The following is a 21,342-nucleotide window of genomic DNA, read 5'->3' as shown; positions in this document are numbered from 1 at the left end:
ATGAAATACTATCTTTTTATTGTGGTTTGTTTTTTTAACTCGTTTTTGTATTCTCAAAACCAAAAGAATACGGATAGCGTTATCTATTATAACAAGCTTGCCAATTTCAATCTTAACAATAAAAAGTTCAGTCAGGCTGTTTTTTACACTCAAAAATCAATTAATTTTTGCGAGGTCAATGGTAAAAAGGAAAATTTGGCACTCCAAACTTTTAAACTTGGTAAAATTTACTACAATCAAAAAAAGTTTGAAGATGCTTTAAAAAACTTCCATAAAACTGTTGCATTATTTGATACACTAAAACCAAGCTGTACAAAAGTTTTAGCGCTGCATTATATTGGATTGACAAATACTGCAAAAGGCGATTATAAAACGGCTGCCGTTTATTATGTAAAAGCGCAGCAATTATTAAAAGATCTCGGAATTGAAGATCATGCTGATGTTTTGAATTACCAAATAGCAATGGCTTTAAAGACTAATGAAAATCTTCCTTTAGCAGCCAAAGCATTTCAAAAAATCACAAAAAAACCAGATAATAGTGCCATTTTAAGAACCAAAGCAGATTCTTATTATCAATTAGGACTAATTGAAACACAGCTCAAAAGAAATGATTCTGCCATAATTTTCCTTGACAATGCCTTAGAATACAATGCCAAAAACAATGATTTTACAAAAAAATCAAAAATTGTTTTAGCAATCAGCCAATATTATAAACAAACCAAAAATTATGATTTGGCTTATTCCTATTTGGATGAACATTATCAGCTGGAAAATTATCTTATAAAACTAAAAAATGCTAAAGTTGATTTAAATGAATTCGAAAAATTCAAGAAAAATCAATCTTTAAACAATTCGATAAAAAAAGAAAGCGAAGAAAAATTTCAGTTAAAAACCTATCGCTATTCTAAATTGGTGAGTATTCTGGCAATTGCCTTAATTTCTATTTTGTCTCTTTTGAGTTTGGCTTTGTATAAAAACAATATCATTAGAAATCAGAATAATTTACTGCTTCGCGAAAAAAACAAAGAATTGATCTTAGCTAAAAACAAAGCAGAAAAAGCTTCAAAAGCAAGATCTGAATTCTTATCTACTGTAAGTCATGAGTTGCGAACACCATTGAATGCGATCAACGGTATTACACATATCTTATTAGAAGATAATCCGAAGAAAAAGCAGTTACAATACTTGGAATCTTTAAAGTTTTCAGGAAATTATTTGACGACTTTTATTAATGAAATCCTTGAGGTAAACAAAATTGACTCCACTAAAGTTGAAGTAGAAAATATAAGTTTCAACCTTAAAGAGTTACTTTTTAATATTCAAAGTTCTTTAAAAGAGTTAGCAACGGCCAATAGAAATTATTTCAATTTAGAAATAGACAGTTCAATTCCAGATAACTTGATGGGGGATCCAACCAAATTATCTCAAATTATACTAAACCTAATCAACAACGCATTAAAATTTACACAAAATGGACACGTAAATGTTATTGCAAAATTGTATTCGCAAGAAGACGAAACTGCTACGGTTTACTTTGAAATTGTAGATACTGGAATCGGAATTCCGGAAGACAAGCTTCAAAGTGTTTTTGAAAGTTTCTCTCAAGGTTCTATCGAAGTAAACAGAAAATATGGCGGAACGGGTCTTGGCCTAACAATCGTAAAAAAATTAATTGAACTATTAGGAGGCGAAATAAAATTAAAAAGTGAAGTTGGTAAAGGGTCTACTTTTACCTTCAAATTAAATTTCAAAATTAACAAAGAACCATTGGAAGTAATCGAGGAAGTAAAACCATACAACGATAAACAATTGATGAACAAGTCTATTTTATTGATTGAAGACAATAAAATCAATCAAATGATAACTAGAAAAATGCTTGAAAACAAAAACATTACCTGCGAAATTGTAGATAATGGAGAAGATGCTGTCGAGCTTTTAAAAATCAAACGTTTTGATATGATTTTAATGGATGTGCATCTTCCTGGAATTAATGGAACAACGGCTACGAAATTAATTCGAGAATTTGACAAAACCACTCCGGTTATTGCTTTAACCGCAATTTCGCTTGATGAAAATCGCGATATGCTGCTTTCTTTTGGAATGAATGATGTGATTACAAAACCTTTTGTTCCAGACGAGTTCTACTGTACAATCGCTAAATTTTTTGATTAATTTTCAACACACTAAGGTTCTAAATTTTTCTTAACGTACTCCAAGATTGTTGCATCAAAGGTTTGTTGATCATTTATGAAACTGCTTTTTATAGGCAAATAATACAATTGTGAAACCAGCTTAGAATCTTTTAATCTTACGTAATCTTTTTCGGTTGTAATTATTTTTTTTCCTTTTGCTTTTTCTTGAATGGAATCTAAATCTGCATCAGAAAAATGATGGTGATCTGGAAAAGTCAAACATTCATCAGTTTCATTTTTCAAATAATCAAAAAATGGTTTCGGTTTTGCAATTCCGGCCAAAAGTAATTTCGGTTCCGATTTAATTTCATTTACAGCAATTTCTGCTTCTTTACCATAAATTACTTCGTCATAATCTATAAAAGTAAAAAAGACTTGCTGTGAAGAGCCCAACTTTAGTTTTAAGCGAATTTTGGCTTGTTCTTCGTTAGACAAAATTTTAGGACATTTTGTAACTACTACTATATTGGCCCTTTCTGCTCCGCTTCTGCTCTCTCGTAAATTTCCTGTTGGAAGCATGAAATCGTCTGCGTACAAATCATCGTATGAAGTCAATAAAATATAAAACCCTGCTTTTACCTTTCTGTGCTGGTAGGCATCATCGAGTAAAATAACCTCGGGTGTAACTTGCTCAGAAAGCAATTGTTTTATCCCATTTGTTCTGTCGGCATCTACGGCAACCATTACAAATGGAAATTTTTGATAAAATTGGAAAGGTTCGTCGCCCAAAATTTCTGCATTCGAATTTTCATTGGCCAAAACAAAACCTTCCGACTTTCTTTTGTAACCACGGCTTAATGTTGCAATCTGATATTTATCCAACAGCAATCTAATCAAATATTCTATTTGCGGTGTTTTACCCGTTCCGCCAACACTCAGGTTTCCAACTGCAATAACCGGAATATCAAACGAAGTCGATTTTAAAACACCTTTATCAAAAAGAAAATTACGAATTGAAGTTATGAATCCGTATAAAATGGCGAAAGGGAAAAGTAATTTTCGAAGTAAGTTCATAGAAGTTATTTATCTGAGTAATGACCTTTTGCTGAAACGATAAAGATTGTCACAGTATCATCCTCCAAATAATATATCATTCTGTCTTTTGGATTTATTCTTCTAGACCAAAATCCAGTAAGTTCATATTTTAAAGGTTCTGGATTTCCAATTCCTTCAAAAGGAGTTTCTGAAAGTTCTAAAAGAATTTTTTCAATATTTTTAATACTCTTTTTATCTCCAGATTTATAATGTTGAATAATTTGCTTTTTTGCTAATTCCTTTATTTTAATCCTAAACTTCCCCATACATCATTAGGATTAATTTCAGTACTATTATTATCTTTTGCAGATTTCAAAACCATATCTACAAACTCAGGATTATATGGACTTTCTTCTTCGTTAACCTGTCCATAAGTATCCGATTCAACAATTTCAATACCCCTAACATTTTTAAAAAAGGCATCGAACATAGCCATGAATGCTTTGCCTTCTTTTGTTTGTTCATTAATTTTTATTGTAGTCATGACTTTTAATTTAGAACTACAAATATACGAAAAGTCGCAATTTGATTTACAAAATATAAATCACCCCTTTACAAACAAAATGTAAATGGATTGATCCGAAAGTAAATTTCAATTTATCAAAGTATATTTTTTTTCGTTAATTTGTTTAAGGTTTAGACGCAAGTCTTAGAACTTGAAACATGAAACTTGAAACAAAATTTAAAATGAAAATCAAAAACATAATCTCAGTCCTCGAAGAAATGGCACCTTTGGCTTATGCTGAAGATTTTGACAATGTCGGACTTTTAGTTGGAGATACAGAGACCGAAAGCACTGGAGTTTTAGTCTGTCACGATGCTTTAGAAAGTGTAATTGACGAAGCTATTTCTAAAAACTGCAATCTCGTGGTTTGCTTTCACCCAATATTGTTTTCTGGAATTAAAAAAATTACAGGCAAAAATTATGTAGAACGTGCCATTTTAAAGGCTATCAAAAATGACATTGCCATTTATGCAGTTCATACCGCACTTGACAATCATTCGCAAGGCGTAAATAAAATTTTCTGTGATGCCTTGGGTTTAATAAATACTAAGGTTTTAGTTCCGAAACAAAATTTCATTCAAAAATTAGTCACTTTTACTGTTCAAGATAATGCTGATAAAGTTCGAAATGCCATGTTTGAAGCCGGTGCAGGAACAATTGGAAATTATGACAATTGCAGTTTCAACACACAAGGTTTTTTTACTTTTCAAGGAAATGAAGATAGCAATCCTGTAATTGGAGAAAAAGGAAAACTGCACACAGGAGAAGAAATCAAAATTGAAGTTGTATTTGAAAAACATCTGCAATCCAGAATTTTAAAAGCACTTTTTGCGAATCATATTTACGAAGAAGTCGCTTATGAAATCTATGATTTGAAAAATTCACATCAGAATATTGGTTTAGGAATGGTTGGCGATCTGGAAAATGAAATGGACGAAAAAGATTTTCTGCTTTCTGTAAAAGAAAAAATGATTGCCGACGGAATTCGTCATTCTGCCTTTTTAGGAAAAAAAATCAAGAAAGTTGCCGTTTTGGGAGGTTCAGGAAGTTTTGCCATAAAAAATGCAATTCAGGCTGGAGCCGATGCTTTTTTGACTGCCGATTTGAAGTATCATCAGTTTTATGAAGCTGAAAACAAGTTACTTTTGGCAGATATTGGTCATTTTGAGAGCGAACGCTATACAAAAAATTATATTGTTGATTATCTTCGAAAAAAAATTCTTAATTTTGCAATCATTTTATCGGAAGAAAATACAAATCCAGTTAAGTACTTATAAAATATGACGAATACGAAAGAATTAAGTGTTGAGGACAAGTTAAGAGCAATATACGATTTACAGCTTATTGACTCTAGAATTGACGAAATCAGAAACGTTAGAGGAGAACTTCCTTTAGAGGTTGAAGATTTAGAAGATGAAGTTGCAGGTTTGAGCACTCGTTCAGAGAAACTGAAAGGTGAACTTGAAGTTATTGAGGAGCAAATCAAAGCAAAGAAAATTGCTATTGAGGAGCATAAAGAGGTTATCAAAAAGTACACAAAACAACAAGAATCAGTACGTAACAACAGAGAATTTAATTCTTTGACAAAAGAAGTTGAATTTCAAGAATTAGAAATTCAATTGGCTGAAAAGCAAATCAAAGAAATGAAAGCTTCTATCGAGCACAAAAAAGAAGTTATTTCCAACTTAAAAGAAAAACTTGATGCTAAAAGCTCTCATTTAAAACATAAAAAATCTGAATTAGATGCTATTATGGCTGAAACTCAGAAAGAAGAAGCTTTCTTAACTGAGAAATCTGCTGAGTATGCTGCGCAAATCGAAGACAGATTATTAGCAGCTTACAACAGAATCAGAAGCAGTGTTCGTAACGGATTAGCTGTAGTTTCTATCGAAAGAGGAGCTTCTGCTGGATCTTTCTTTACAATTCCACCACAAACTCAGGTTGAAATTGCTTCAAGAAAGAAAATCATTACTGATGAGCATTCTGGAAGAATCTTAGTTGATACGCAATTAGCTGAAGAAGAAAAAGAAAAAATGGAACAATTGTTCGCAAAATTCTAAATATCAAGTCCCGATTTAATCGGGACTTTTTTTTTGCATTATTTTTTGCCACTAATTACACCAATTATCACTAATTAACATTTTCTGTCCGTCATAAAGCGAATAAAAAATTCGTGTTAATTTGTGTAATTCGTGGCAGACCTTTTTCTACCTTTAGAAAAAAAATTACAAGTTTTGGGAATTAAAAAAGGAATCCGTTTTATTACATTAAAATCGGTTGGAACTTATATAAACTTTTTGAGTTATGTTCGTCCGCAAAAAGCAATGGAACTTTCGTATGCACTTTTCAGCCAGCCTCGAGTTGGTCGATTAAAAAAAGAAGAACTTCCAAAAGTTTTAAAAAATACAGAAACAGAAATTTTTCATCATAACGAACATCATTTTCAAACTTATATCTGGAAAGGAAATGAAACCAAGATTCTATTAGTCCACGGATGGGAAAGCAATGCTTCACGCTGGAAAAAAACGTTGCCACATCTTCAAAAATCCGGCAGCACAATCATTGCCATCGATGCACCAGCTCACGGACAAAGTAGCGGTAAAGAATTTAATGTTCCGCTTTATGCGGAGTTTATCAATAAAGCGGTCGAAAAATACCAACCTGATATTATTATCGGTCATTCGATAGGAGGTGCAGCCTGTGTCTATCATCAATATTTATTTCCGAACACGAGCATCAAGAAAATGGTGGTTTTGGGAGCGCCTTCGGATTTAAAAACTTTGATTGACAATTACATTTCGATGCTGAGTTTAAATCGAAAAATGCTTCCTCTTTTGGAAAATAAATTCGTAAATCGTTTCAACTTTAAACTGGCAGATTTTTCAGGTCAAAAATTTGCTTCAGAATTTACTATTCCGGGATTGATTGCACACGATACTTCTGATAAAATTGTGGCTTTCGCCGAAGGGCAAAAAATAGCCAGTAACTGGAAAAACAGTCAATTTATCGAAACCAGTGGTTTAGGTCACGGAATGCACGATGACGAATTGTATGATAAAGTGATTGAGTTTCTTTTTTCTTCTGAAGAGACAAAGTAACAGAGGAACAAAGTTGCAAAGGTCTTTTCACATTTTATATTTAACCCATAATTCATAACTCAAAAAAATGATCGCCGTAATTTTTGAAGTCATTCCGAATGAAGGAAGAAAAGAAGAATATCTGGATATTGCTGCAAGTCTAAAACCAGAATTAAGTCATATTGATGGTTTTATTTCTATAGAAAGATTTCAAAGCTTGACTGATCCTGGCAAAATTTTGTCTTTGTCTTTTTGGAGAGATGAAGAAAGTATTCAGCAATGGAGAAATTTGGAAATGCATCGCCACGCACAGGAAAAAGGCCGAAACGAAGTATTTAAAGATTATCATTTACGAATTGCAACCGTAGTTCGTGATTATGGAATGTTTGAAAGAAAAGAAACGCCAGAGGATAGCAAGGAGTTTCATCATTCTTAAAGAAAGTTGCAAAGTTGCAAAGGGACAGAGGGACAAAGTTTTTTCTAAAATCTGAATTCTAAAATCTAAAATCATTTTTTTGCCTACTTTTGCAGTATGGAAGAGAATTTAAAACGTCTTAATAAATTTATAGGAGAAACAGGGTATTGTTCTCGTCGTGAAGCCGATAAACTTATCGAAGAAGGACGCGTTACAATAAATGGTGCTGTGCCAGAAATGGGAACGAAAGTTTCGCCAAATGACGAAGTGCGAATTGACGGAAAATTGATCGTTGAAAAAAACGAAAAAATGGTTTATCTGGCATTCAATAAACCTGTTGGAATTGAATGTACAACCAACTTAGAAGTCAAAAACAACATTGTAGATTATATTAATTATCCAAAACGTATTTTTCCAATTGGAAGGCTGGATAAAGCCAGTGAGGGATTAATTTTTATGACCAACGACGGTGATATTGTAAACAAGATTCTTCGGGCGAGAAACAACCACGAAAAAGAATATACGGTTACGGTAAACAAACCAATTACGGAACGTTTTATCCAGAGAATGGGAAATGGCGTTCCGATTTTGGATACGGTGACTAAAAAGTGTAAAGTAGAGCAAATTAGCAAATACACTTTTAAAATCATTTTAACGCAAGGTTTAAACCGTCAGATTAGAAGAATGTCTGAGTATTTAGGCTATGAAGTTACAGCGTTAAAACGTATCCGAATTATCAATATTTCTTTAGATGTTCCTGTTGGAAGATATAGAGATTTAACCGATGCCGAAATTAAAGAATTAAACCAGTTAATTGAGCCTTCGAGCAAAACGGAAGAAGCAAGTTTTCCTAAAGTTGAAAGTACAGCTTCAAGTGCAACTCCAACAAGAAGAAAAACCTATATTTCGAAACATGATCCTCGCTTTAAAAAAAGAGGAGATACTAAATAAAAAAAATCCCATTCGTTTAAGATGAATGGGATTTCTTTTTTACTGCTTATTTCTTCTCTTTACTTAAAAATTCATAGTACAGCGCTTTTGATAAAAATCCCTGATTTTGATAATTCGAAATCAATTCTTCTCTAATCATTTCTGTATTTTTTCCGTCTAGATTATTTTTCGAAAGATATTCTCTACGAGCATCATCATTAAAATTCAAACCGCTTAAAAATACTGGCTCTACTCCTTTGTTTACCGAAATATTGTAATTGGTAATCAAACCTCCCCAATTGATGTAACTACACAAAAGAATAGTTCCGTAGAAATACCAAATCATTTGATTGAATAAATAAGCATTGGTTTTCTGTTTTGTGATTTTTTGAAACGAAACCACTAATCCAATAATAGCAAGAATCAGAAAAGCATAAACACCAAGTCTTTTATAAGTTAAACCAAAGAAAGAAACATATTCTGAGTTTTTAATAATGGCGCTTACAATTAAAACAACATTCAACCCAAGCCAAACTTTAGCCAGTTTCTTTAAAGTCGAAGCCTTTTCATCAAAATTAAAACCACCTTTAAAATAGAACATGATCACACCAACAGCCATTAAAATTGAAAAAATTACGGCATTTACACGTTCGTGCGTATCGGCGCTTAGATTTGTTTTCTCTACAACTTCAAAAAATTGCTCATAATTGTAAGTTGCAATAAAAACCAAAAGCATAATGTTTAATAAAAACAATGTAATTACACCGCTTTTTCTTTCGAAATCGAGATCTAAAAAAGAAAATGTACTTTGATTTTTTATTTCAGAAACATTGGCAAAATTGTTATTTAGTTTTGAATTGTATTCATAACAAACATCTGGAGCCCAATAATTCCAAAAACTAAATGAAATATAGAAACCTAAAATAGAGATTAATATTAATTGTGGCAGATCGATATCGAATTCATAATCTGTAAACAAGGAAGAAAAATGATCACTTCCAAAAGAATAAACAATAAAGAACAATCCAAGAAAGACAATCGGAATAATTACAAAAGCAACTAATTTCTTTGCAAAATCATTATGAATTTTTCGTTCTGGAAGCCATTGGCTAAATATAAAAACACGTCCTAAAGAAGTAATTCCGTTTAAAATTATGAGCGGAAAAACTTGTATTGTTTTGAGTTCCCTGTCTTGTGTTTTGAATTGCAAAATTAAAATAGACAATGCCAAAGCAAAAAATGAGGCGGCATCTCCATACCAAGCAAAAGCAAAACAAGATAAAATAGAAGTCATTACGAGAACCAAATGTGATCGGTCAACGAATTTCTCCTGAAAGAAGTAACTAATTAAAAGTGTAAGTGTTACTCCAAAAATAGAGATATTTATTCCAACAGATTCGTTGTAAAATAGCAGTGTAAAAACCAAACTGCAAGCCAAGATAATTTGATGTTTTTTCATGATTAATGGATTTAAAAGTACTTTGTAATTCAAAGTTTTTAGATAAAAAAATAGCGTTATTTATGATTTCATTAATTTTTCAAGGTAAGATAAGTGTTCTTTAAAAGCTGCACGTCCTAAATCGGTTACTTGGTAAGAAGTTTTGGGTTTTTTGTCTACAAATTCTTTTTTCACTTCGATATACGCGGCTTTTTCAAGCGCAGAGGAATGACTTGCTAAATTACCGTCAGTGATATTTAAAAGCGTTTTCATCTCGGTAAAATCTACCCAGTCGTTGACCATCAGAATAGACATAATACCCAATCTGACACGGCTTTCAAAATCTTTATTTAATTTATCAATAATTCCCATTGGGTTATTTGTATTTTTTGAACATCACTAATCCGTATGCGATATGCAAGATTCCGAAGCCTAAGATCCAAAATAATAATCCATATCCAATGTAAAAAAGCGAAATACATCCTAAAATTAGTTCGGAAAAACCTAGATATTTAATGTCTGAAAAAGTATATTTTTCTGCATTTATAACGGCTAATCCATAAAATATTAATGTTGCAGGAGCCACTAAACCAAAGTAGCCATGATAGATTAAAGCAAGGCAAAAAATTCCACCGGCAGCAAGCGGTACAGCCAAATTGAATAGCATTTTTTTTGTTGCCGAGGTCCAAATTGGTAAATTGTATTTTCGGCTTTTTCTAACTGTAAAAAAAGTTCCGAATGCAAATGCGCAAACTAGAATGACAATACCAATCCAAAATAACTCTGAAACGAGATCTGCAGAATATGATCTATAATCATCGTTTACATAATCCGTTCCGCTTGCTTGGACTAACTGATAAACGTAAATACCGCCAATTAAAGCCGAAAGTCCAGCGAAGACTCCCGAAAGTCCGCTTAATGATATAAATCGTGAAGAGCGCTCCATCATGGAACGAATATGTGCTAAATCTTCTTGGTGCTTTTGATTCATAATTAAAGTACTTTGCAGTACAAAGTTATTATTTATTTTGAATTGGCAACTAAAAAATGAAAAAAAAATTTTATTGCTTTAGATTCCTGCAAGGTTTTCAAAACCTTGTAGGTATTTAGCAACTTTTGAGCGCAAAATGCATGTTGAATTTTTATGTGTACCTCAAATATACCTACAAGGTTTTGAAAACCTTGCAGGTACGAGAAGATCTTGTGAGTGCGTGAGGGATAGGAATAAGCTACCGAAGTAGCATGGATAGCCCGACCTTGTTTTGGGAATGGCGCGCATAAGCGTTAAGATTGGTGCGCCATTTGCAAAACAAGGTCACGCCCAAATTATAAAACCGAAAAAGCCTATTCTTAACGAACAGGCTTTTATAACTTTCTGATTTTTATATTAAAACCATCTTCTGCGTTTGAATAAAAATACGCCGAAAGAGGAAAGAACAATTGAAATTAAAAGTAAAATCCAAATACCGTATTTGCTTTCTTCCAAGCCGTTTGGCACGTTCATTCCGTATAAACTGGCGATTAATGTCGGGATCATTAAAATGATGGAAATAGAGGTCATCTGTTTCATAATATTGTTCATATTATTGGAAATTACCGAAGCGTAAGCATCCATCATTCCGGTCAGGATGTTGCTGTAAATATTGGCGGTGTCTTGCGCTTGGTTCAATTCGATTTCGACATCTTCTAACAATTCCGGATCGTAATTGGCTTTGTGTGCTTTTAAATTTTTAATTCTTTGGAATAAAACGTCGTTTGCTTTTAGAGAAGTGATGAAGAATACAAAACATTTTTCGATTTGAAGCAAGGCTTGTAATTCTTCATTTTTGATTGATTTCTCTAAATTATCTTCGGCCAATTTTATTTTCTGATTGATTTGTTTTAGATATTTTAAATACCAAACGCTGGAAGATAAAAGCAATCTTAAAACCAGATTAAAATTGTCTTGAATTTCAATGTTTTTGCGTTGTGAATACGATACAAAATCGGCAATGATTTCTGTTTTGTAAAAACTGATTGTAACGCAGATATCGTCTTTAAAAATGATTCCGAGCGGAACGGTGTGGAATGGAATTTTGACGTCACCACTTTTTACGGGAATGCGCATGATAATCAACGTCCAACCATCTTCAATTTCTATACGAGGTCTTTCGTCTATATCCTCGATATCATTGTAGAATGCTTCGGGAACTTGAAGTTCTTCTAGTAAATAATTTTTGTCTGTTTCTGTTGGAGATTCGATATGAATCCAGCAATTTGAAGTCCATTTTGAGATTTCAACTAATCCGTTGTTGTTGGTGTAAAAGGCTTTCATTTCAAAATAACATGTTTTATCGCAGCATTTTGAAATTCAAAATGCCACTTTTAATTTAATACTAACGAATAATAATCGTCCATTTGGAGAAGTGATTTTTTAATGTGGCGCAAAAGTACCTATTATTTATAGAAACAGAAACCTTTGGGGTATTAATTATATATTAAAATGGCACTATGCGCAGATTTTAAACACATAGAAACATAGATTTCGAAACTTTAAAAAAGGCGTTTCACTTTTTTAAAATAAACATAGCCGGAGAAATTTTTGCTATGTGAAAGAAATTTGTTTCTCTCTTGTATTCTTTTATTAAAACTTAAATCTATGTTTCTATGTGTTTAAAAAAATTAAACTTATGACATAAAAAAGCCTGTTCGATTGAACAGGCTTGTTAATTATATTTTTGAAGCAATTTATTTGTTTCTTGCGCTTCTCATTTTACGAGCTAAAAGTGTATTCTTAAGCAACATTGCAATTGTCATTGGTCCTACTCCACCTGGAACAGGCGTAATGAAAGCTGCTTTTTTACTTACTCCGTCAAAATCAACATCCCCTTTAATCACATAACCCTTTGGGTTTGATGCATCGTCTACACGTGTAATTCCAACGTCTATAATGGTTACTCCTTCTTTTACCATATCTGCTTTTAAGAATTCTGGAACACCTAAAGCTGTGATAATGATATCTGCATTTTTAGTAAATTCTTCTAAGTTTTTAGTACGGCTGTGCGTTAAGGTAACAGTTGAATCTCCAGGATTTCCTTTACGGCTCATTAAAATACTCATCGGACGACCAACAATGTGGCTTCTTCCAATCACTACAGTATGTTTTCCTGCAGTTTCAACTTTGTAACGCTCTAACAACTGCATAATTCCGAATGGCGTTGCTGGAATGAATGTTTCCATTTCTAAAGCCATTCTACCAAAGTTTGTTGGGTGAAAACCGTCAACGTCTTTGTCTGGATCAATTGCTAAAAGAATTTTTTCTTCATCGATATGTTTTGGCAAAGGCAACTGAACGATATATCCGTCTAGGTTATCATCTTCATTTAGTTCTTTTATTTTAGCCAAAAGTTCGTCTTCTGTAATAGTTTCAGGTAAAGCAACTAAAGTCGAATCGAAGCCAATTTCCTGACATGATTTTACTTTACTTCCTACGTAAGTTAAACTTGCTCCGTTATTACCAACTAAAACGGCTGCTAAATGAGGCACTTTTCCTCCAGCATCTTTTATAGCTTGAACTTCGGCTGCGATTTCGTTTTTAATGTCGTTAGATGTTTTTTTACCGTCTAGTATTTGCATTGTTGTTGTTTTGTTTCAGGTTTTAATTTTGTTTCAAGTTTCAGGCTTCATGTTGAAAACGAAACTCCGTATATATTAAGCGAAAAAGTTTCAAATTTCAGTTTGTAACTTGAAACCTGAAACTTGAAACTTTTATTTTTTTATCTCGGCATTCCTCCTGGCATTCCTTTCATACCTCCCATCATTTTCATCAGGTTTTTTCCGCCTGGACCTTGCATCATCTTCATCATTTTGCTCATTTGGTCAAATTGCTTCATTAACTGATTTACTTGCTCGACTTTAGTTCCTGAACCTTTTGCGATTCTGGCTTTTCTTTTTACGTCGATAATGGCTGGCTTGCTTCTTTCTCCTGGTGTCATCGAGTGAATGATGGCTTCGATATGTTTGAAAGCATCATCTTCGATTTCTACATCTTTCATGGCTTTTGAAGCACCTGGTATCATTCCAACCAAGTCTTTCATATTACCCATTTTCTTTACTTGCTGAATTTGCGTTAAGAAATCATCGAAACCGAATTCGTTTTTAGCGATTTTCTTTTGAAGTTTTCTTGCTTCTTCTTCGTCAAATTGTTCTTGAGCTCTTTCAACAAGAGACACAACGTCTCCCATTCCTAAAATACGCTCTGCCATACGTTCTGGATAGAAAACATCAATTGCTTCCATTTTCTCTCCTGTACCAACAAATTTGATTGGTTTGTTTACAATCGATTTGATTGAAAGTGCAGCTCCACCACGAGTATCTCCATCTAATTTCGTTAAGATAACTCCATCAAAGTTCAAGATATCGTTGAAAGCTTTTGCAGTGTTTACCGCGTCTTGTCCTGTCATAGAGTCTACAACGAACAATGTTTCTTGTGGCTGAATTGCTTTATGTACACGAGCAATTTCGTCCATCATTTCCTGATCTACTGCCAAACGTCCTGCTGTATCGACGATCACAACATTGAATCCGTTTGCTTTGGCATGTTTAATTGCGTTTTGAGCAATTTCTACAGGATTTTTATTTTCTGGCTCTGAGTAAACCTCAACACCTATTTGGTTTCCCACAACATGCAACTGATTGATCGCCGCCGGACGGTAGATATCACAAGCTACAAGAAGTGGTTTCTTGTTTTTCTTTGTCTTTAAGAAGTTTGCTAATTTTCCAGAGAAAGTCGTTTTACCAGAACCTTGAAGTCCTGACATTAAAATAACAGTTGGATTTCCTGATAAGTTTACACCAGCAACATCTCCACCCATTAATTCTGTCAACTCGTCTTTTACCAGTTTTACTAATAATTGTCCTGGTTGTAATGTTGTCAATACGTCTTGACCAATTGCTTTGTCTTTTACTCTTGCTGTAAAATCTTTAGCAATTTTAAAGTTAACATCGGCATCAAGTAACGCACGACGAACTTCTTTTAAAGTATCGGCAACGTTTACTTCTGTAATTTTACCGTGTCCTTTTAATATATGGAACGCTTTATCTAACTTATCGCTTAAATTATCAAACATATCATTTTCTTTATTTGAAGTGCAAAGATAATCTAATTAGATATTTCAGGCAATATTTATTTTTTAAGGTTCAAAGGAACAAAGCTACAGAGGGACAAAGGTTTTTTGTCACGAATTACACTAATTTCTCACATTACTTAACTGCTGTTTTTTCTCTCGCAGATTACGCTGATTTTTTTGCTCGCAGAGGCGCGAAGGCGCAAAGTTTTGCTTCACGCAGATTTAAAAGGATTTCAGCAGATTCACGCAGATTATTATTTAAAATATAAAAATTAAATCTGCCAGAATCTGCCGAATCTGCGTGAAACAAAAAAGGCGTAGAGAAAAAACCTCTGCGCCTTTGTAACTATGTCCCTTTGAACCTCTTTTAAAACTGAAAGTAAATAAACGGTTGTGAACCTGCAACTGCTGTTGCGTAAACGATCCAATAAACGAATCCTAAGATTATGGCTTTTATTAATAAAGGTGTTTTGTCGAAAACAGATTTCATTCCGTTGGTGAAAGTTTCAGGCAAGAAATGCCAAACGTAACCAAATAACATTAATCCGAAGACATTTTTGTAACCTAGAACAATTGTTTTCCAAAGTTCTGGTTCGAATGTTAATTGTCCGATGTTATTAATTACCTGCAATGCTGTTTCAAAATCTCTTGCTCGGAAGAAAATCCAACAGAAAACTACAAAGTGAAAGGTGATTACAATTGAGAAAAATCTCCACAAGAAATTCGGACTCTTGTCTTTCTTAGACGGAAAGAATTCCATGAATATTTTATGAACTGCCAAAGCTAATCCGTGAAGTGCTCCCCAAACTATAAATTGCGCTCCTGCTCCATGCCACAAACCTCCTAAAAGCATTGTGGTAAACAGGTTGAAATTGGTTACTAAGGTTTGTTTTATTTTGCTTGAAAGCAAAAATGACAAGGCGAAAATCAAAATACTTACCCCGGCAATGACAAGCGGAATTATACTTTCGTTATAACAAGACATTCCCCAAAGTAATAATCCGAAGAAGAACAAACTTGGGAATAAATATCCTGCGAAAGACCCCTCTCTGTTTCCTCCAATCGAAATGTATAAAAAGTCTTTTAGCCAAGTCGAAAGCGAGATATGCCATCTTCTCCAGAAATCGGTAATCGAAGTCGATTTGTACGGAGTTCTAAAATTGACAGGTAATTTAAATCCTAATAATAATGCAATACCAATTGCCATATCTGAATATCCTGAGAAATCGCAATAAATTTGAATAGCATATCCGTACGAAGCCATTAAATTTTCGAAAGAAGTATAACTTAAAGGCGTATCAAAAACACGGTCAACGAAGTTTACTGATATGTAATTTGAGATTACCGTTTTCTTAATTAAACCTCCAATAATCAAAAACAAAGCATTGTTTACATCTTGTTTGGTCAGGTTTAGTTTTTGATAAATCTGAGGCAAGAAATCTTTTGCACGTACAATAGGCCCTGCAACTAATTGCGGGAAGAATGAAACGAAGAATAAATATTCGATGTAATTTTTTGTTGGTTTAATTTCTTCACGATAAATCTCAATAATATAACTCATCGACTGGAAAGTGTAGAACGAAATTCCCACTGGAAGAAAAACATTATGAAGTGCAAAATTACCATGAAACATATCATTGTAAGTAACAATAAGGAAGTTCATGTATTTGAAATAACCAAGAAGTGCTAAATTTAAAATTACACTTATTACCAAATATAATTTCTTGACACTATCACGGCTTTCTTTGTAAATAATCTGGCTTAGTCCATAATCTACAACTGAAGAAAGCAATAACAGCAGAAAATAAATTCCACTTGATTTATAGTAAAAAAATAGTGAGAAGAGAATAACATACGTTAATCTCAAATAAAATGTTTTGCGTAAAAAACCATACACAAAATAGAAAACCAAAAATAAACCTAGAAATAAACCGGTATTAAATAAAAGTTTTTCGTCAGGATTGTAAACAAACCAGCTTTCAACTTGTTCTATTGTAATTGCACCAAAATTTTGAATGAACCAATTGTTAATGCTATCTATTGTTGTCAACTTAATTCTTTAATTTAAAATTATCGTATGCTTTTAAAAATGCCTGAGTAAATAAGTTGCCTTGTTTCTCATATCCTTTTTTAGAATAATGAACCCAGTCTGGCCCAATTAATCCTTGTACTTTTAATTGTTTGATTCCGCTCATTCCACCAAACTCATCATATAAATCCCAAACGGCAAAACCATCTTTTTGTGCCGTATCGATAATTTGTCGCGTGTAATCATCAATATACGTATTGGGTTTTCTTCTCAATAATGATGGCGGCGGCGTCATTACAATAATCGGCGCATCTATTTTCTGAGCTTTTATATTACTGATAAACTCACGCAGTTCTTTGATATAACTTGCTGCATCTAAGTGATCGTAACTTTCATTTGTTCCTAATGAAAATACTAGCAAATCCGGATGCAAAGCTTTTAGCTGATCAAAAAACAACGGATATTTATTGTAATCTGAATATTTAGCCCCATTTACTCCTATTCCGCTGTAAATAACGCCTGGATTGTCTTTTTCTAGCACAATTCCGTTCAACTCATAATCTTTAGCTTCTTTATTCGGAATCAGAAAAATTCGGCTTAAAGCATTTTCTGAATTGTAGTAATGCGAATACGAATCAGATTCTATTGCTAAAGGCACAAATTCGGACATAGAAATTGTTTTTGCCCTTGTTTCATTTGTGGCGATTTTTAAAGTTCTTCCCGCACGAATATTATTTCCTTTCAAATGATTGTCTCTTTTAATTTCTGCGATTGAGACATTGTATTTATCGGCAATACTTCCAAGAACCTCGCCTTTTTTAATCTTATGCGTGATAACTCTTCGCTCTGTTGTTTGGATCGAATTGATTTTAGACGAAATAGCCAAATCAAACATATTCTGATTTTGAGGTGTAATAATTTTTATGGTATTGAAATTATATGAAGGATCTTTAACATTCATTTCCATTACAAATCCTCCTGTGTTTCTCCAAAGTCCAATTCCGCATAATCCGACTGGATTACTTTTAAAAGGAAGGATATTTCGATAACTTTCCCAAACACGATTTGATTTAAAACGTTCGTTGTAAGAGCCATTTGTTTTTGCCAATTGATATGGAAATACCAGACCACGCCCTGCATTTCCGAACTTTTGTTGCAAATTTTTTCGGATTTCGTTTGTCATCAAATCACCTTGAATATGCGAATCACCAATATGCACAATATTGATTTTTTGATTTTTATAGTTTTCGTTTTCTTCTAATTTCTTGAAAAAATCTTGTAAAACTTTCGCATTATAAATCTGACCATCAGAAAGGACTTCAACTGTTGCTGTATCGACTTTTTGAATCATACTCTTTTGTGTTGGATGTACATCTTTTTTTGGAGCCTTCTCATTTGTTGTAAAAAAGAGACAACAAAAAAAGACAATTAATTTATTCATCATACGCTGTCTTTTGTTATTGAAACGGAATCGGGTCTGGCTCTTCTTACTGGTTTTGGCTTAGTCCCTTCAGCATCTCTTTTTCCTCTGAGTACTTTATATTCTTCGTATCCTTTATTTAATTGCCCATACAATAAATTTCCTATGGCTTTTGCTCCACGTTGGTTAAAGTGGGTGTAATCTTTATTTGCTTTTGCAGGAACTTCATCAACCCATTTGATCATTGATCCGTCTCCGCCCATTAAGGTATATAAATTCACAAATCCTGCCTGAGATTCTAATGCATAATGTTTTTGTGCCTTCATTAAAGGAACTACAGCAGAATCGGTTTTCATTTCCATGTCGTATTTGGTCGATTTATCTGCTGTTGAAACAATCAAAATCGAAACGCCCGGAAATGATTCTTTGATTTTATTTACGGTTTTAGTCATTCCTTTTTCATACCAAGAATAATTTTTGGTTCCGTAGTTCAAAACATTTGTTCCGTAATGCAGAATTATCAAATCGTATTTCAGATTGTTATTAAAGGCTCTCATCACATCGGCATTGAACATCGAAATCGGAAGTCCTGAATTTCCTCTTTGAGAAAAATTATCTACATGCACCCCAATTCCGTCATCAAAATTAAATCCGTAAATCGGAATCGAATCTGCCTGAACAAAATTAGCTTTGAATGCTTTTAAACTTCCAGAAGAAACTCTAAGTGTATTTACTAAATTATTTGGCGAAAGGCTTTTCTTGATAGTATCTTTTCCTATAATAAAATTCACTTTTCCGGTTTTAGAAGCACGACCGTAAAATAAGGTTGCATTATCTAAAGAAGTAGCATGTTTTTTAAGTCCGGCTTCGTACTGAACCCAAGTTGAGTTCGATTTATCATTTGCAAAAAACACATGTCCGTTTACTCCAAAAGGACTTGTTGGTTTTTTTACATTTAAATACGATTGCGCTTTCCAGTTTTTAGAATAGGTAGATATAATAGATCCTCGAGACGCAGCCGATTCTGAGGAGATTGATACGAAACCAACTCCATTTCCCCCAAAACGTTCTTGGTAATTGGCACGAACATCCTGAACAATTAAATCTCCGTCGGTCATTGAATCTCCATAATACGCGATTCGAACTTTATTTTGTGGATTTTTCTCTAACTGATATAATTTTTCATAGAAAGAAATCAGGTATTGATATCCTTTATAATTTTCAAAAGTTTCTGCTGGAAATTCGATTCCTTCCGTTTCATTAAAAACGATTTTCTGTTTATTAAGTTTCTTTTCACTTTCAGCAATACTATCATCATCCAGAGAAAGCGAATCTTTGGCTACAGATTCCAAAAGCAGACTATCTATTAATATGTTTTTAGAATCTAATTTACTGTCTGAAAATATTTTGTCAGGAAGGATTTGTTTGAACCCAATAAAAGCAACCAACGCTAAAGCGACGATGGCAAAAGACTGAAAAAAATAAGATTTTGTATTCACTTAATAATTATAAAAGTATAAAGGACTGCATTCAAAAATTAAACCAATTAAATAATTGTTAACTTATTGCAGAAAAAATTTTTGCAAAGATAGAATAACATTTTGTTTCTAATTCATTTTAACAAGAAACTAGAACAAAAAAAAGAGGTTAGAAAAATCTAACCTCTAAATCAAAAAAAAATAAAAAAAACAAAGCTAATGATTAACTAAATTTTTGATGCGTTGCATTGTATTTTTAGAATGAAAATCTTTATAATCTTTAGTTTTTCATTTTAAAATTATTTCAAAATAGCGTATTGGAATGTAGGATTACCTCTTTCTCCTGCCGCGTTTACACCCGCTGTAAATCTTACTTTATAAACATTTCCTGCTGGATCTTTAACCACGAAGAAACGATCCGATCTTGCTACAAATAAAGAAACTGGATTACCATTTGCATCAGTTCCACCAGTAGTTCCTCTCCAGTTTGAACCAATATTTCTTTGATCGTCTGTAAACTTAGTATTGTCAACATTTGCTAATGTGAAAGCATCGTAAGTAAAAGCTGTTGTAAGTACTTGGTAAGCTTTTGCACCACCTTTAACATTATTTAAAACGAAGTCAGCAAAATTATAAGGAAGTAAACCTGTTCCAAATGAAGTTGTATTAGTAAAACTTGTAAAAGTAATATCCCATTGTGCTTTTTGTGGCTCTACACTAACTACCTTTTTATCTAATAAGCTTAAGAAAGTAAAGTTGTAAGCTGCATTTTTAGTTACAGTTATTTCATCGTGTGTAGTAGCTGCGATATCAGCATATTGTACTTTATAATCGTTTCCACTTCTTAAGATTCTAACTTTTTTCCATCCTCTAGATGATCCTCCTGCAGTTCCTTCAGATCCAACTGCTGGATTAGTAGCGCTAGGGTTGCTTCCTAAATTGATTAGGTATACTTTATTTTCACTATCTGTAGCAGAAATTGCAGCAATAGCTGTTTTGGTAATATCTCCTGCTGGATCATCTATTTGAGTTGTACTACCTTGTCCGTTATTGATAAGCATTGTTGCATCTTCAGCTTGAACCTCATCAATATTTGTACTAGTAGTTTGCTTTGCAGACATTTTTACAGTATTGTTAATTACTACTCTAAAATCTGTTCCAGAAGCAAATCCTAAATCCCATGAAACTCTAGGAACGGCAGTCATTTTTCCGCTGCTTAAATCAACAAAAACTTGATTTGGTTGTGTTGGCCCACCAACTCCAGGAGCTAAAGCATTTCCTAAAGAAGCTGTTTCATTAAAGTTCACTTGAACTGATTTGTTATCAGAAATTACAGAATTGATAGTTACACTGCTAATAGTGAAAACTACATTTTTAACTTCACCTTCAATAGCTTCCTTTAATTTTTTGAAAGAAAAACTTACCGAAGAAACATTTTTTTCAAACGGTACTACAACAGTATTTGCTGCTACTGCTGGAGTAGTGCTAAAATCTGTACCATTTGCTACAGCAGTTTCAGTAACAGTCAAAGTTAAAGATCCTGCTGATGCAGTTGGAGATGCAAATTTAATTTCAATCGGAGTTGTTTCTGCCGATAAATTTATAGACGTTGAAGCAAATGCCACAGCATTTGGCAACGCTACTTCATCATCACTACTACAAGCCCCAATGGCAAGTAATACAAAAGATAGTATTAAAATAAAGTTCTTTTTCAT

The 21,342-nt window shown here is 33.2% G+C and carries 19 protein-coding genes; 6 read left to right on the top strand and 13 right to left on the bottom strand.

What is annotated here, in order from left to right:
• Nucleotides 1-2,172: a tetratricopeptide repeat-containing hybrid sensor histidine kinase/response regulator gene (locus K6T82_RS17960; RefSeq protein WP_223708631.1), complete on the top strand. Its 2,172-nt coding sequence runs from the start codon at nt 1-3 to the stop codon at nt 2,170-2,172.
• 11 nt (nt 2,173-2,183) lie between these two features.
• Here the strand turns inward: K6T82_RS17960 and lpxK are convergent, their stop codons facing one another.
• Genes lpxK through K6T82_RS17945 form a run of 3 tightly spaced genes read right to left on the bottom strand, consistent with a single transcriptional unit; the run spans nt 2,184 to nt 3,711 of the window.
• Nucleotides 2,184-3,206 (bottom strand): tetraacyldisaccharide 4'-kinase, encoded by a 1,023-nt coding sequence (gene lpxK / locus K6T82_RS17955; protein ID WP_223708629.1) that lies wholly within the window; start codon nt 3,204-3,206, stop codon nt 2,184-2,186.
• Between the two features lie 5 nt (nt 3,207-3,211).
• Nucleotides 3,212-3,493 carry a Txe/YoeB family addiction module toxin gene (locus K6T82_RS17950; RefSeq protein WP_223708627.1) on the bottom strand — a complete coding sequence of 94 codons (282 nt, stop codon included), beginning with the start codon at nt 3,491-3,493 and terminating at the stop codon, nt 3,212-3,214.
• The gene (locus K6T82_RS17945) at nt 3,469-3,711 is read right to left on the bottom strand and encodes a DUF2683 family protein (protein WP_223708625.1); all 243 of its coding nucleotides are present in this window, start codon (nt 3,709-3,711) and stop codon (nt 3,469-3,471) included. Before K6T82_RS17945 ends, K6T82_RS17950 begins: the two co-directional genes overlap by 25 nt.
• Nucleotides 3,712-3,914: 203 nt before the next feature.
• On the opposite strand from K6T82_RS17945, the gene K6T82_RS17940 reads away from it, so the two are divergent.
• From K6T82_RS17940 to rluF, 5 genes are all read left to right on the top strand, one after another.
• A complete protein-coding gene (locus K6T82_RS17940; protein WP_223708622.1) occupies nt 3,915-5,009 on the top strand; it encodes a Nif3-like dinuclear metal center hexameric protein in 1,095 nt (364 codons plus the stop codon).
• A 3-nt stretch (nt 5,010-5,012) separates the two neighbouring features.
• Nucleotides 5,013-5,792 (top strand): zinc ribbon domain-containing protein, encoded by a 780-nt coding sequence (locus tag K6T82_RS17935; RefSeq protein ID WP_223708607.1) that lies wholly within the window; start codon nt 5,013-5,015, stop codon nt 5,790-5,792.
• Nucleotides 5,793-5,966: 174 nt separating this feature from the next.
• Nucleotides 5,967-6,830: an alpha/beta fold hydrolase gene (locus K6T82_RS17930; RefSeq protein ID WP_223708604.1), complete on the top strand. Its 864-nt coding sequence runs from the start codon at nt 5,967-5,969 to the stop codon at nt 6,828-6,830.
• 67 nt (nt 6,831-6,897) lie between these two features.
• Nucleotides 6,898-7,245, top strand: coding sequence for an antibiotic biosynthesis monooxygenase family protein (locus K6T82_RS17925; protein ID WP_223708601.1), 348 nt, complete (start codon nt 6,898-6,900; stop codon nt 7,243-7,245).
• A 96-nt stretch (nt 7,246-7,341) separates the two neighbouring features.
• Nucleotides 7,342-8,175, top strand: a complete 834-nt coding sequence (gene rluF, locus K6T82_RS17920) for a 23S rRNA pseudouridine(2604) synthase RluF (protein ID WP_223708599.1) — start codon at nt 7,342-7,344, stop codon at nt 8,173-8,175.
• Nucleotides 8,176-8,221: 46 nt separating this feature from the next.
• Here the strand turns inward: rluF and K6T82_RS17915 are convergent, their stop codons facing one another.
• The 10 genes from K6T82_RS17915 to K6T82_RS17870 form a co-directional block, all read right to left on the bottom strand.
• Nucleotides 8,222-9,613: a DUF4153 domain-containing protein gene (locus K6T82_RS17915; RefSeq protein ID WP_223708589.1), complete on the bottom strand. Its 1,392-nt coding sequence runs from the start codon at nt 9,611-9,613 to the stop codon at nt 8,222-8,224.
• A 60-nt stretch (nt 9,614-9,673) separates the two neighbouring features.
• Complete coding sequence (locus tag K6T82_RS17910; RefSeq protein ID WP_223708580.1) at nt 9,674-9,964, bottom strand: winged helix-turn-helix domain-containing protein; 291 nt, start codon at nt 9,962-9,964, stop codon at nt 9,674-9,676.
• A 4-nt stretch (nt 9,965-9,968) separates the two neighbouring features.
• A complete protein-coding gene (locus K6T82_RS17905; RefSeq protein ID WP_223708577.1) occupies nt 9,969-10,583 on the bottom strand; it encodes a hypothetical protein in 615 nt (204 codons plus the stop codon).
• Nucleotides 10,584-10,979: 396 nt separating this feature from the next.
• Complete coding sequence (locus K6T82_RS17900; protein ID WP_223708574.1) at nt 10,980-11,906, bottom strand: magnesium transporter CorA family protein; 927 nt, start codon at nt 11,904-11,906, stop codon at nt 10,980-10,982.
• Between the two features lie 413 nt (nt 11,907-12,319).
• A complete protein-coding gene (locus K6T82_RS17895; protein ID WP_223708571.1) occupies nt 12,320-13,207 on the bottom strand; it encodes a bifunctional 5,10-methylenetetrahydrofolate dehydrogenase/5,10-methenyltetrahydrofolate cyclohydrolase in 888 nt (295 codons plus the stop codon).
• A gap of 140 nt (nt 13,208-13,347) precedes the next feature.
• Nucleotides 13,348-14,700 carry a signal recognition particle protein gene (gene ffh, locus K6T82_RS17890; RefSeq protein ID WP_223708562.1) on the bottom strand — a complete coding sequence of 451 codons (1,353 nt, stop codon included), beginning with the start codon at nt 14,698-14,700 and terminating at the stop codon, nt 13,348-13,350.
• A gap of 367 nt (nt 14,701-15,067) precedes the next feature.
• Nucleotides 15,068-16,750: an MBOAT family O-acyltransferase gene (locus K6T82_RS17885; RefSeq protein ID WP_223708560.1), complete on the bottom strand. Its 1,683-nt coding sequence runs from the start codon at nt 16,748-16,750 to the stop codon at nt 15,068-15,070.
• A 1-nt stretch (nt 16,751) separates the two neighbouring features.
• Entirely contained in the window at nt 16,752-18,173 is a 1,422-nt protein-coding gene (locus K6T82_RS17880; protein WP_223708558.1) for a GDSL-type esterase/lipase family protein, read from the bottom strand.
• On the bottom strand, nt 18,170-19,648 hold the full coding sequence (locus tag K6T82_RS17875; RefSeq protein ID WP_223708556.1) for an SGNH/GDSL hydrolase family protein: 1,479 nt from the start codon (nt 19,646-19,648) through the stop codon (nt 18,170-18,172). The genes K6T82_RS17880 and K6T82_RS17875 overlap by 4 nt, the downstream gene beginning before the upstream one ends.
• Before the next feature lie 278 nt (nt 19,649-19,926).
• The gene (locus tag K6T82_RS17870) at nt 19,927-21,342 is read right to left on the bottom strand and encodes an HmuY family protein (protein WP_223708554.1); all 1,416 of its coding nucleotides are present in this window, start codon (nt 21,340-21,342) and stop codon (nt 19,927-19,929) included.

The sequence above is a fragment of the Flavobacterium potami genome (assembly GCF_020026915.1).
GTDB lineage: Bacteria > Bacteroidota > Bacteroidia > Flavobacteriales > Flavobacteriaceae > Flavobacterium > Flavobacterium potami.
Note: the sequence above shows the minus strand (reverse complement) of the source record. Positions and strands in the feature narration are given on the sequence as shown.